Here is a 12,492-nt window from a genome sequence, read left to right on the forward strand (position 1 = left end):
CGGCGCCGCCCTTCATGCCGAAGTTCGGGCCGAGCGAGGCTTCGCGGATGCACACGATCGCCTTCTTGCCGATGCGGTTCAGACCGTCGCCGAGGCCGACGGTGGTGGTCGTCTTGCCTTCGCCGGCCGGCGTCGGGTTGATGGCGGTGACCAGGATCAGCTTGCCGTCCTTGTTGCCCTTCACCGACTTGATGAACTCGGCCGAGACCTTCGCCTTGTCGTGGCCGTAGGGCAAAAGGTGCTCGTTGGGGATGCCGATCTTGGCGCCGATCTCCTGGATCGGTTTCTTCTTGGCTGCGCGCGCGATCTCGATGTCGGACTTCACTTCGGCCATGACGGCTTTCCTCTGGATTGGGCGGTGGAGGGTAGGGGTTCGATCATTGGTGCATGTTCGAAATGTCGCGCGGAGGCGAGGGCATGTTCTAACCCTATCGATGCCGCCGCGTCAATTTTCATGCAACATTGTTTCCTGCGAAGAAAGATATTGCTGCTCCCGGCCGACCTTTCCAGCGTCTTCGGCGCCCGGTCGTTGCGCCGTATAGAAGCCAGAGCGAGTGTCGCTCCGCCGTCCCAAAACAGCCGCGCAATGCACCGAATGCGACAGAGGCGACGGCGCAAATCCGCCAGCGCCCGGCGCTGACGGCAGTGCTACTGGCTGAGCACGTTGCTGATTTCGACCATGTTGGAGCGCACGCGCAGGATATAGAAGCCCATGGTCGTCAGATGCGTCGGCAGGAGCCAGCCGTCCTCACGGCCGTTGGCGATGATGAAGGGCTGGATGCGCAGCGCGGAGACGAACTGCGCGTCCATCGTGTCCCACAGGTTCTGCAGGTGCTTTTCCTTGATCACGTCGTCGAAATCGGCCTGAGCGCCCTTCATCAGGCCGTAATAGCCGTAGAGCTGGCCATAGGCGAACCAGAAGCGGTCGTCGGCGCGGAAGTCGAACCAGCCGTCATTGTGGTTCTCGGCTCGCTCCTTGAGGATCGCCGAGGTCGAGCCGATGTCGGAAGAGATGCGGTCGATGTACTGCTTCAGGTTGTCGGCACGGGCATCGAACGTCGCCTGGCAGGTAGCAAGGCGAGCATTGAAGGAGCGCAGCTTGCGCACCGCGTCGCGGTAATAGCTCGGCGTCGGCGTCTTCGGGCCGAACGGGTTCAAGCCGAAATACCAGGTGTATTCATCGAACTGCAGATTGCCGCGCGCATCCTGCAGGTCGCCGTCGATCTGCGAGGTCGTGCGCACGCGGCCGAGATTGTCGGCAAGCTCCGTCGCGGTGCGGCGTACCGCCTGGTTGATGCCGCGCTGGAAGGAAGCCTTGTTGTCCATCCACGGCGTGTGGTCCCAGTCGATGCCGAACAAGCCGAGCTTGTAGAGGATCATCGAGGAGACCCAGGCGTTCTGATTGACGTTGAAGTCCGTCAGATCGGCCGCCACCTGGGCGATCGCCGAGTTGCCGCAGGTCTTGGCGGTGTCGGTGCCGGCGCCGGCCGAAACCTGCTCGCCGGCCGAAACGTTCCGCTTCTCGAAGGTGTATTTGTCCGGATAGTTGGGGTCGAAATTGTTCCACCACTGGGTGGCGTAGAAGAAATTGGCGTAGAGGCCGATCAGCACCAGAAGGGTAAGCCCGACCACCGCCTTCAGGATCCAGCCGCGCTGGCCGTACCAGCGGCCGACCCACATGAATGGCCAGAGAACAATGCCGACGACGAAGCCGGTGCCACGGCCGATCCATTGGAAAATCCGGATGAAGAAGTTCACGATCGGATCAAGCATGGCTCTCTTCACCCCCTTAGAGCAGTTCACCGTTTCAAGGGAAACGGCGATCTGCCCTAACCCTTTGTTTTGGCGCAATTCCGGACGGAAAACCGCCCACACTTTTCCTGGAATTGCTCTAGTCAGTCAAGCCGTAAAGGCGCGCGCGGAACACCGCCTTGTCCTTCAAATATGTGGTTTTCAGAACGTCCACAACATGCGATCGCCAGGCGTCGCTGAAGCCGTCGAAGTCCTTGTAGAAGCCCGGTTTGTTGAAGACGTAGCGCGAGACGAAGTCCTGCGGCACGAAATCCGAGATCAGCTGGTTGGTGAGCCAGGCATCGGGATGGTCGGGCTTGGCGCGCACCACCAGGAAGCGCTGGCGCGGCGGCACATCTTCCAGCTTCAGGTGGCCGAACTGGGCGATCTCGCGCTTTGCGGCGTTGAGGAAGGGGAAGTTGCCGTCGCTGGCGATCAGGTCGGCATGGCCGTGGATCCAGGTCTGCAGCCAGACCTTGTCGACGTCCGTCAGGTTGCGGTTGGGCTCGGCGTCGCGGATCAGCGCCCGCACCACCATCTCGGCGCGATGCTCGAGATAGCCCGAAGCTTCGATCCAGGAGGCGCGCGGCAGGTCGAGGCGGCCGGTTCCCGCCAGGAAGCGGAACACCTTGTCGGCGTCGTTGATCGACAGATAGCTCACCTGCCAAGGCCGCGAGCGGCGGAAACCAGGCGCTGCCGGATCGGAGATCACCGTCGTCATGTCGGGGTCGACGAAGACGTAGAGCCCGCCGAAATGGCTGGTCCAGTAGGCGTTGTGGCGGAAGATCACCTGGTCGGGCACCAGCGCGTTCTCGCGGATGTCGCCGCAGATCTTGGCGAGATCGACCATGCGCTCGAGCATGGCGTCGTCGCGCCAGGCGTCGGGCTCCTGCTTCAGCCGGTCGACCAGCTTGCCGAGCTCGGCCGCCTTGCCCAGCACATCCTCGGCCGACAGCACCTTGAACTCGACCTGGTTGATCGACAGCAGGTCCTCGATGTCGTTGACCTTGGGGACGGAGTCCTCGATCTCGCCGTAGATGACGTCCTTGATGGTCAGCGCGTCGATGGCGCGCTGGTTCTTGGACATGAACTCGAACATCAGCTGCGAGGTGTTGGAGAAGGCGGTGTGCACCACCGGCAGGTCGATCTGCGACGGCGTCAGGATGATGAAGCGGCGGTTGACCTCGTTGGGGTCGAGATAGTCGTAGTCGCCGCACTCCTCCGCGACTTCCGGCGAGAAGCCCGTGCGGTCGATCTGGAAGCTCTTCAGCTTGGTAGGTTCAAGGCCGAAGGCGACAAGCGCCTTGTTGTAGCGCTGGATGAGATGCGGCTCGTCGACCGCAAGCAGGCGACCATAGATCAGCTCGTTGTCGCGCAGAAGGTCGGGCTTTTTGGCCATTATTCCTTCTCCCCGTTCACGGGGAGAAGGTGCCCGAAGGGCGGATGAGGGGCGGCGCCGACGCTCATGATTTTTCCTCCAGCGTCGCAGCCGGCAGAAATTTCGCATCGATACCAATCATCTTGCGGTCCAGCCTACCATCCAGGGCTGCTATGATTGTCTCCAACACACTCGCGAGGCTGGTCAGAACATCCGCATGCCAAACCCTCAACACCGACCAACTATTAGCATTCATCGTCTCGTCCCTGTATCGATCTCGGGATCGACCGGCATGCTGGCTGCCGTCGACCTCCACGACCAGATTGTCTTCACGGCAAGCGAAATCTGCGAAATAGGGGCCAATCGCCAGTTGGCGAACAAATTTGTAGCCGTTCAATCGCCATCCTCGCAATTCATGCCACAGCCGTTGCTCGGCATCGTTTTCAACCTTCCGAAGCTCACGGCCCTCGCTACTTTCGGCTCATTTCTTCCACGCATGGCGCTGCCCCTCATCCGCCCTTCGGGCACATTCTCCCCGTGAACGGGGAGAAGGAAAAGATCACCACAGGCCCTTCTTCTTCAGCTCCTCCATCTCGCGCGTGGCGCGTTCGCGGAGCCGTGCGTCGCGCAGGAGCTTCTCCACCGCGGCGTCGTCGGACTTGTCGGAATAGCGGAATTCGGAATCGGCGTAGCGGTTGATCTCCTGCATGACCATGTCCATCGAAAACGGCCCGCGCAGTTCCTCGATCATCGCCTTCTTGTCATCGTAGCTCTTGTGCATGAAGGCTTCAGGCTTCTCGAACCAGTCGTCCGGCAGCTCGATGTCCATGGCGCGCATCTTGATGGCGTCGGTGACGTTCTTGATGGCGCGGCCGGTGAAGCGCGGCTCGGCGTCCTTGATCATGTGCAGATAGGTGCCGATATCGGCCATGGTCTTCGGCGCGCCGTTCTCCTTCATATAGCGCTCATAGACCTTTATCAGCCCGTCTTCCTGCGGCTTCTCGTGCTCCTCATAGGCTTCGGCCACGGCACGCTGGATCTCCTGCGCGGCATAGAGCTCATGATCGCCGAGCGGGATCTTGTGGTTCTTGCCGGCGAGCAGCACGAAGATGTCGATGTAGTCGTCGCGGGTCTGCGGCCCGTCGACCAGCCAGCGGGCGCCGGCGCGCTGCCGCAGCGCATCGTCGACGTTCTCGGGATAGTTGGAGAACATGCCGAAGGAGCAATTGCCGCGCACCACGGTGGAGGCTCCGGCAAAAGCGTCCATCAGGACGCCGGTGATTTCCTGCTGGCCGGCCGAGGCGCGGTCGTCGGAGCGTCGCGCCGCCACCTGGTCGATGTCGTCGATGGTGCCGAAACCGATGGCGCGCGGGTTGAGCACGTTGTTGATGAACTGGCGGCAGTTCTGCCCGGACTTGCCCTGGTAGGATGAGATCTGGTCGACGCCGAAATTCTCGTAGGCGAAAGGATAGCCGGCGACCTGGCAATAGCCGTTGACGAGGCCGGCGATCATCTGGATCAGCGTCGTCTTGCCGGTGCCGGGGGCGCCGTCGCCGATGAAGGTGAACAGGAAGCCGCCGAGCTCGACGAAGGGGTTCAGCTCGCGTTCGAAATCATAGGCCATCAGCATCTTGGCCAGCCTGACCGACTGGAATTTGGCGATGTGGTTGCCGACGACCTCTTCCGGTTTCTTGAAGGTCATCACCAACGGCTTGGAACGCTTGCCGGGCGCGACGTCGAAACCGTCGAGGGTGAAGTCGTCGACGTCGATGCGGATATGCGCGTTCTCGAACGCGCCGATGCCGTCGAAGCGGCCTTTTCGCGTCAAGAGCCCGTCGATGGCCACGCGGGCGAAGGCGCGCGCCCGCGTCATCAGGTCGCCATCGTCCTTCGAGCCGGCAATCGCCTTGTCGAGGCCGGCCACGATCGACTTCACCGCGTCCTGCGGCGTGTCGAACAGGAAGTCGGGTTCCGGACTGTCGTTCGGCGCTTCACCGTCGCTGTCGATCAGCTGGAAGAGATAGGAGGCGAAGCTGAAGGCGGAAACATAGGCCGATGCCGACAAAAGCTTCTTGAAGGTCGCAGCCTCGTCGCCTTCTAGCGGGGCGCGAGCGTTCTTGGCCTGCAGGCTTTCGAGGTCGGACCCCTCGGCGAAGACATCGGCTATGGCAAGCGCGATCGCCAGGCCGCGGCGGGCGCGGAACAAAAGCGTGTGCTGGGGAATGGTCAGCAACTGGTCGTCGGGATGGATGGCTTGAACCGTCTTCGTGAGCTCGACCTCGCGCGTGCGGCGCACCGAGCCGACCGAGACGGTCGAGACGAAGCGGCGGTTGGTGCCGGCAAGGGCGGTGCCGGATTCGCGCGACGGATCCTCCAGCACGACGATGCGGGTGATGAAGCTCTGCGCGGTGGCGCGGTGCTTTTCGATTGCCGCTTCCGAGATCGTGGTCAGCCCGGTGTCCATGAAGGATGCTCCGCGGTTGAAATCAGACGTCGCTGATGACCTGCCCGTTGGACAAGATGTGGACCTTGTAGCCGGAAAAGATCTTCTGCGCCTCGCCGGCGGCATAGAGCGCCTGGTAGGCCTCGTGCGGGATCAGCGCATGGTTCTCGTAGCTCGAGACGCCCTGGCGCGCCGCTTCGAGGTCGTCGGTGTTGATGAAGAATTCCTGCGTCGCCTTCTCGCTGGAGAACAGGGCCTTGCGGCCGGGCTTCTCGGACTTGGAAAAGACTTCCTGGATGGTCCAGGTGAGCAGCCAGGCATTCTCCGGCTTGCGCACCTTGGCCAGCACCTCGGTCACCGTCGAATTGTTCTCGGTGATGCCGGCCGAGTAAAAAGGACCGAGCACGACGCGGCGGAGCTGCTTGGGATGCAGCGGCTCGAAATCCTTGTCGAGATTGACCGCGATGGTCGCCGGCGACAGCGTGTAGGCCGAATTCTTCTCTGTGAAATCGTCGAAGCGGTGGGCAAGCTCGGGGTTGAGCAGGCCGTCGACCGGGAGCGGAATGTCGACGCGTTCGTTCAGCTTGCCGGTACTGTCGTCGACGAGCTGGCGCACCATGCTCTCGGAAGAGTCCTCGACCGTCACCATGTAGACCAGCGGCAGGTTGGCGCTGCCGTCGAACGCGGCCCAGTGGACGAGATAGTAAGGTCGCATGGTCTTCGGATTGACCGAGACCTTGGCCGTCTGCGCCAGGATGAAGGGACCGAAGGTCGCCTTGCTCTTGACGTCCTCCAGATAGAGCCGCTCGGCCATCGACTTCTGGAGTGCGGCGGGCAATTCCTTATGGCGAAGGATGAAGTCGGCCATCTCCTCGCGCAGCTCGCCGGCCTGGGGAATGTTGGCCAGGCGGCTATCGGCCTGGCGGCGGTCGTTCTCCAGCTCGAGCAGGTTCTGGAAGACGGGATAGCCGCTGTCGGCGCGCGAGATGCGGAACGTATCCATGAAGCCCAGCCGGTTGCGCCAGCAGGCGAAGGACTTGTCCAGCCGGGCGATGTATTCGGCGACGATCCTGGCGACGATGCCATGCCGGTAGAGCGGCGAGCGGTCGTCGCGCATGAACACTTCCAACCCGCTCAGCGCCGCGGTGATGGCGGAGAAGTAGCGCGCCGCCGCTTCATTTTCAGGTGTCATGGCACTGCCCTGAAGAATGCCCGCACGCCGCCTACGACTGCACGTAGTTGGCGGAATTGTGCTTCTTCATCACTTCGTCGAAGCGACGGGCGAAGGCGTCGTCGGCAAGCTTCTTGCGGCGCTGGATGTCGGCGCTGGCCACCATGTTCTTCTCGTGCATCTCCAAGAGATCGCCGATGTGCTTCTGCGAGGCGGCGCCGATGCCGGCCATCGTCTCTTCGGCCGTGTTGTCGACCTGGCTGCCCAGCGTGTTGATCTTGTGGGCGACGTCCTGCTGGGCGGCGGTCTTCAGCGAGTCTTCCAGCGCCTTGTAGAGGACGATACGCTGCTCGGTGTCGATGGTCAGCTTGTTGATCAGCGTCGACTGCGCGGCGATCTGGTTGTTGAGAGAGTCCACGAACGTCTGGAACATCGAGGTGTAGCGCTCCAGCGTCTGGCTTTCGGCCAGCAGCTCTTGCTCCTTGGCCTGCTTCTCGTTGTATTCGGTCGCCAGCTTCGAACGCTCGCCCTCGAGCTGGGTGCGCTCCTTCTGGCTGGTCGAGGCGGCGATCTTGTTCTCGATGTCGAGCAGCATCGGATTGAGCTCCTCGATGCGCTTCTGCACCGTCTCCAGATTGGACATTGTGGCCTTGCGGCGCTCGATCACCTGCGACAGGCTGGTTTCGGAGGTCTTGTAACGCTGGTCGAGGATCTGCTTCTGGGCTTTCAGGATGCCGACGATGGTGTCGGATTTCGCCAGCAGCTCCTGCAGATTGCCCGCCAGCGACATGTTGCGCACGCGGTCGGTGCGCATGCGCTGCTTGCGCTGCGCCGAGAACACGCCGACGAAGTTTTCCCAGCCGGTGTAATTCTTCATGCTCTCGAATTCGGCGCCGAACACATTGGTGGCGTCCTCCAGCCCGATGATCAGGTCGGCGATATTGCCTTCCATCACCTTCTGCTGCTTCAGCACATCCTCGATGCGGGCGTTCTCGATGTCGAAATTGGCGTCGCCAATCTTCTTGTCGGCCTGGGCGAGCGTGTCGAGCACGGTGCCAGATTGCTCGATCTTGGTGCGCATGTCCTCAACGACCTGCTTGGTCTTGGCAATTTCGGCATCGAAATTCTGCAATGTCGCCATAGGGGCCTCCCGCTTCGGCATCCGGTTTCGTGTCGCACGTGGCGGCGAATATATGTGGGGCCTCAAGGGATTGAAAGAAGGAAGACAAGGCGAGGCGCCAAAACAAAAGAATTGGTTAGGCCCTTGAAAGAAAAGGCAAGCATGCGCATGGCGCGAGTAATGCTCCTCGCCTTCGGGCAGCTTTAGCTGATACGCATTAAGCTATTGTTTTTGCGAACGAGGTGCGTCGCTGGAATGGCGCAGCAAAATCTCTTGTGGCGGATCGTCGCCAGATCAGCCGATCGCCAACCGGCCAACGGCTCGACCCGTCAGGCGATGCCTGCCGCGTACAGCCGGCCCGCGTCGCTGAGTGCGGAAGACAGGCGCGCGCCGTGACAAAGGCAAGCATGAAGCGGCGCATTCGCAAGAAGGTTATCGCATTGTCGTCGGCAGGCTCTCTGTTCAATTGCCCGTAAAGCCGATGAAGTCATCGGGCGCGGCCCGGCCCATCTCCTCTTCCCAGTGCCGGCGGCAGAGCGAGACATAGACGTCCTTGCCGATCGCCACCTGCTCGCCCTGCCTCGCCACCTTGCCGTCGGGACCGAGGCGCACGACCATCGTCGCCTTACGGCCGCAGCGGCAGATGGTGCGCACCTCGCGCAGGTCGTCGGCTATGGCAAGCAGGGCGCGCGAGCCGGAAAACAGCTTGCCCTGGAAATCGGTGCGCAGGCCGTAGCACATGACCGGGATGTTCAGCCGGTCGGCGATGCGGGCGAGCTGCCAGACCTGCTCCTCCTCGAGGAACTGCGCCTCGTCGACGAAGACGCAATGCACGGTGGTGTGCTCGTGATGCTCGGCGACGCGGGCATAGAGATCATCGCCGTCGCGGAACATCTCGGCCTCGGCCTCCAGCCCGATGCGCGACGAGATCAGTCCGCTGTCGCCCTTGCGATAATGGCCGGCGACGAACAGCATCGTCGTCATGCCGCGTTCGCGATAGTTGTAGGACGCCTGCAGGAGCATCGTCGTCTTGCCGGCATTCATCGTTGCGTAGTTGAAGTAGAGCTTGGCCATACGGTCTTTAAGCTCAATTGCCGCGGCGCGGGGAGGGGTCGCCGGCTCCTTCCACCAAAAAAGCGGGCCCACCGGAAAGCGCGCTATGTCGCTGAATGGCCAGCGCGCGCCGTTGTTCGTGATGTGGCGCCGCTTGAAACCACATCAAAATGGTGTTTGGCTGACGAAACAAGGCGGTCGCAAGAACCGTGACTTCGCGCCGCCTCGAATTGCAATGGGAGAAAGTTAATGTCGCGTATGAAATCTTTCGTCGCCGGCCTCGGCCTGGCGGCGCTTCTATCCACGACCGCCGCCTATGCCGGCGATCCGGCGAGTTGCAAGGCCGTGCGTCTGTCCGATGTCGGCTGGACCGACATCCAGGCAACGACGGGGCTGGCCTCGGTGCTGCTCACCGCGCTCGGCTACGAGCCGCAGACGATCCAGCTTTCGGTGCCGGTGACCTATGCGTCGCTGAAGAACAAGGACCTCGACGTCTTCCTCGGCAACTGGATGCCGTCGATGACCAATGACATCAAGGACTATACCGCCGACGGCTCGGTCGAGACGGTGAGCACCAACCTGACCGGTGCCGGCTACGGCATCGTCGTGCCGACCTATGTCGCGGACGCCGGCGTCAAGACGCTGACCGATCTCGGCAAGTTCAAGGACAAATTCGACGGCAAGATCTACGGCATCGAGGCCGGCAATGACGGCAACCGCATCATCCTCGACATGATCAAGAACCCGAAGGACAATCTCGAAGGGTTCGAGCTGGTCGAGTCGTCGGAGGCCGGCATGCTGACGCAGGCCGAGCAGTCGATGAAGAACAACGAGTGGATCGCCTTCCTCGGCTGGACGCCGCATCCGGTGATGGGCGCCATGAAGATCACCTATCTCGACGGCATGGGCGACAGCGGCTTCGGCGCCGCGACCGTCTACACCAACGTGCGCAAGGGCTACACCACCGAATGCCCGAACGCCGGCAAGTTCATCGCCAACCTGAAGTTCAATCTCGACATGGAAGGCGAGATGATGGATGCGATCCTGAAGGGCGGCGACGCCCAGACAGTCGCCACCGACTGGCTGAAGAAGCATCCGGACGCGATCGCGCCCTGGATCGCCGGCGTGACCACTTTCGACGGCGGCGACGCGGCGGCGGCCGTCAAGACCGCGCTCGGGAGCTAAGCAAGCTTTGAGTCCGGCATGATCTCCGGAAAAGGGCAGCCACTGGAAAAGGCTGCCCTTTTTCATATGCTGAGAAGACGACCGTCCGCCAAAAATGGCGAAGGCCAGAGAGGGGAAAGATGGATCCGATTTCGAAATTCCTGGTCGCCTACAAGATCCCCATAGGTCCGTGGGGCAAGGCCTTCTTCGGTTTCCTCACCGACAATTTCGACACCATTTTCAGAGCCTTCTCCAATGGCCTGAACTTCATCCTCGACGGGGCGGTGGACCTCTTATTGGTGGTGCCGCCGGTCCTGCTGGCGCTGGTCGTTGCCGTCATAGCCTGGTTCCTGCAGCGCTCGCGCCCGCTCGCCGTCGGCGTCTTCATCGGCCTCATCTTCATCATCAACCAGAACCTGTGGAAGCAGACCGTGGAGACTCTGGTGTTGGTGGTTGCGGCCGCCGCCGCCTCGATGGCGATCGGCGTTCCGCTCGGCATCTGGGCCGCGCACAAGCCGAAGGTCTACCGCTTCATGCTGCCGGTGCTCGACCTGATGCAGACTCTGCCCACCTTCGTCTACCTGATCCCGGTGCTGACGCTGTTCGGGCTTGGCAACGCCCCCGGCCTCATCGTCACCATCATCTTCGTCATTCCGACCCCGGTTCGTCTCACGCATCTCGGCGTCACCTCAGTGCCGAAATCGATCGTCGAGGCAGGTGAGGCGTTCGGCGCCACCAAAAGACAACTTCTCTGGAAGGTCGAGCTACCTTCAGCCTTGCCCACCATAATGGCGGGCCTGACTCAGTCGATCATGCTGTCACTGTCGATGGTGGTGTTCGCGGCCCTGATCGGTGCCGGCGGCCTCGGCACTGAAATCAACCGCGCGCTCGGCTCGCGCCGGATCGACCTCGGGCTCGAGGCCGGCCTTGGCATCGTCGTGCTGGCCATCGTGCTCGACCGAATGACCCGCATTGGCGTTGGAGGCAAAAAATGACCGTCGCCGTCGATTTCAAGAATGTCGATATCGTCTTCGGCGCCGATCAGGCGGGCTCGCTGGCGCTGATCGACCAGGGCGCCACCCGCGCCGAGATCCTCGAAAAGACCGGCAATGTGCTGGGCTGCGCGGATGCCAGCCTGACGATCCATGAGGGCGAGATCTCGGTGCTGATGGGCCTTTCCGGTTCCGGCAAGTCGACCTTGCTCAGGGCCGTCAATCGGCTGAACGTGGTGTCGCGCGGCCAGGTGCTGGTGAAGGACGGCGACCGCACGGTCGACGTCGTCACCTGCGACGAGGCGACCTTGCGGCGGCTGCGGCAGAAGCAGGTGGCGATGGTGTTTCAGCAATTCGGCCTGCTGCCCTGGCGCACGGTGGAAGAGAATGTCGGCTTCGGCCTCGAGCTCGCCGGCGTGCCGGAGGCCGAGCGCAAGGAGCGGGTCAGGAAGCAGCTTCAGCTCGTCCATCTCGACCAGTGGTCGAAGAAATACGCGCATGAGCTTTCGGGCGGCATGCAGCAGCGCGTCGGCCTGGCACGCGCCTTCGCCACCGAGGCGCCGATCCTGTTGATGGATGAGCCGTTCTCGGCGCTCGATCCGCTGATCCGCACCAAGCTGCAGGACGAGCTTCTGCTACTCCAGGCGGAACTGAAGAAGACCATCATCTTCGTCAGCCACGACCTCGAGGAGGCGCTGAAGATCGGCAGCCACATCACGATCATGGAAGGCGGGCGCATCGTCCAGACAGGCGCGCCGGAAGACATCGTGCTCAGGCCTGCCAACGACTATGTCCGCGACTTCATCGCCAATGTGAATCCTCTGTCGGTGCTGACGGCGTGGAACGTGATGCGCGACCGGCGCGACCTCGAACACGGCGAGAACGGCTGGGTCTGGCTCGACCGGCGCAAGACGACGCGCTTCAAGATCGACGAGCACGGCCTGGTGGCGGCGGCCGAACGCGACGGCAAGCCGGCGGTGTGGGTGTCGTGCGCCGATGTCGAGCGCCAGCCGGAGGAGGGGGCGCAAGTGTTCTGGGCCAATCCCGGCACGTCGCTGAAGACGGTGATGCTGGCCATGCACCGCTCGCAGACGGCTCCGGTGGCGCTGTTCGACGAAGGCTCGCGCTTCGTCGGCGCGATCGGCATCCGGGACGTGCTGAGCGCGGTGCTCAGGCGGTAGGCATTTTCGCCCACGCCGACCGATAGCGCGGTTTCATCGAAATGATGAACCGCTCTGTCTCCCGGTTCTGGCGCCATTCCGAACGGAAAAACCGGCTTCACAGTTTTTCTGGAAATTGCGCCAGCGCGGGCACGTCGCCTCCGGCTTGTTTTTCGCTTCCGTCGGGCGCAGAGTCCGCTAGTTGCGTGCCCATGCGAGG

10 protein-coding genes and 1 pseudogene are annotated in these 12,492 nt (G+C 62.3%); 3 read left to right on the plus strand and 8 right to left on the minus strand.

The genetic code is table 11. The features are described 5' to 3' along the window. From EN874_RS27700 to EN874_RS27735, 8 genes and pseudogenes are all read right to left on the minus strand, one after another. Window positions 1-334, minus strand: a 334-nt coding sequence (locus EN874_RS27700) for a formate--tetrahydrofolate ligase (RefSeq protein WP_135882247.1), incomplete at its 3' end; no start/stop codon positions are given. Window positions 335-648: 314 nt separating this feature from the next. Then, complete coding sequence (locus EN874_RS27705) at window positions 649-1,773, minus strand: DUF2333 family protein (RefSeq protein WP_127427920.1); 1,125 nt, start codon at window positions 1,771-1,773, stop codon at window positions 649-651. 118 nt (window positions 1,774-1,891) lie between these two features. Further along, window positions 1,892-3,190, minus strand: a complete 1,299-nt coding sequence (locus tag EN874_RS27710; RefSeq protein WP_127427921.1) for a DUF6638 family protein — start codon at window positions 3,188-3,190, stop codon at window positions 1,892-1,894. A gap of 64 nt (window positions 3,191-3,254) precedes the next feature. Further along, window positions 3,255-3,667: pseudogene (locus EN874_RS27715) on the minus strand (DUF559 domain-containing protein). A 61-nt stretch (window positions 3,668-3,728) separates the two neighbouring features. Beyond that, window positions 3,729-5,633, minus strand: coding sequence for an AAA family ATPase (locus tag EN874_RS27720; protein ID WP_127427922.1), 1,905 nt, complete (start codon window positions 5,631-5,633; stop codon window positions 3,729-3,731). Window positions 5,634-5,655: 22 nt separating this feature from the next. Further along, a complete protein-coding gene (locus EN874_RS27725) occupies window positions 5,656-6,804 on the minus strand; it encodes a hypothetical protein (RefSeq protein WP_127427923.1) in 1,149 nt (382 codons plus the stop codon). Between the two features lie 31 nt (window positions 6,805-6,835). Then, on the minus strand, window positions 6,836-7,924 hold the full coding sequence (locus tag EN874_RS27730; RefSeq protein WP_126087987.1) for a hypothetical protein: 1,089 nt from the start codon (window positions 7,922-7,924) through the stop codon (window positions 6,836-6,838). A gap of 441 nt (window positions 7,925-8,365) precedes the next feature. Further along, window positions 8,366-8,977 carry a thymidine kinase gene (locus EN874_RS27735; RefSeq protein WP_127427924.1) on the minus strand — a complete coding sequence of 204 codons (612 nt, stop codon included), beginning with the start codon at window positions 8,975-8,977 and terminating at the stop codon, window positions 8,366-8,368. A 228-nt stretch (window positions 8,978-9,205) separates the two neighbouring features. Between EN874_RS27735 and EN874_RS27740 the strand changes: the two genes are divergently transcribed. From EN874_RS27740 to choV, 3 genes are all read left to right on the plus strand, one after another. Further along, complete coding sequence (locus EN874_RS27740) at window positions 9,206-10,141, plus strand: choline ABC transporter substrate-binding protein (protein WP_127427925.1); 936 nt, start codon at window positions 9,206-9,208, stop codon at window positions 10,139-10,141. A 119-nt stretch (window positions 10,142-10,260) separates the two neighbouring features. Next, entirely contained in the window at window positions 10,261-11,115 is an 855-nt protein-coding gene (gene choW / locus EN874_RS27745; protein WP_126087992.1) for a choline ABC transporter permease subunit, read from the plus strand. Further along, a complete protein-coding gene (choV, locus tag EN874_RS27750; RefSeq protein WP_127427926.1) occupies window positions 11,112-12,293 on the plus strand; it encodes a choline ABC transporter ATP-binding protein in 1,182 nt (393 codons plus the stop codon). The genes choW and choV overlap by 4 nt, the downstream gene beginning before the upstream one ends. Window positions 12,294-12,492 lie beyond the last annotated feature (199 nt).

The organism is Mesorhizobium sp. M1D.F.Ca.ET.231.01.1.1 (genome assembly GCF_003999155.2).
GTDB lineage: Bacteria > Pseudomonadota > Alphaproteobacteria > Rhizobiales > Rhizobiaceae > Mesorhizobium.

What these genes read in the sequence shown, in the direction of transcription:
- choW (WP_126087992.1), top strand. Translation starts at nt 10,261, where the DNA reads ATGGATCCGATTTCGAAATTCCTGGTCGCCTACAAGATCCCCATAGGT.
- EN874_RS27725 (WP_127427923.1), bottom strand. Translation starts at nt 6,804, where the DNA reads ATGACACCTGAAAATGAAGCGGCGGCGCGCTACTTCTCCGCCATCACC.
- EN874_RS27710 (WP_127427921.1), bottom strand. Translation starts at nt 3,190, where the DNA reads ATGGCCAAAAAGCCCGACCTTCTGCGCGACAACGAGCTGATCTATGGT.
- EN874_RS27735 (WP_127427924.1), bottom strand. Translation starts at nt 8,977, where the DNA reads ATGGCCAAGCTCTACTTCAACTACGCAACGATGAATGCCGGCAAGACG.
- choV (WP_127427926.1), top strand. Translation starts at nt 11,112, where the DNA reads ATGACCGTCGCCGTCGATTTCAAGAATGTCGATATCGTCTTCGGCGCC.
- EN874_RS27720 (WP_127427922.1), bottom strand. Translation starts at nt 5,633, where the DNA reads ATGGACACCGGGCTGACCACGATCTCGGAAGCGGCAATCGAAAAGCAC.
- EN874_RS27740 (WP_127427925.1), top strand. Translation starts at nt 9,206, where the DNA reads ATGTCGCGTATGAAATCTTTCGTCGCCGGCCTCGGCCTGGCGGCGCTT.
- EN874_RS27730 (WP_126087987.1), bottom strand. Translation starts at nt 7,924, where the DNA reads ATGGCGACATTGCAGAATTTCGATGCCGAAATTGCCAAGACCAAGCAG.
- EN874_RS27705 (WP_127427920.1), bottom strand. Translation starts at nt 1,773, where the DNA reads ATGCTTGATCCGATCGTGAACTTCTTCATCCGGATTTTCCAATGGATC.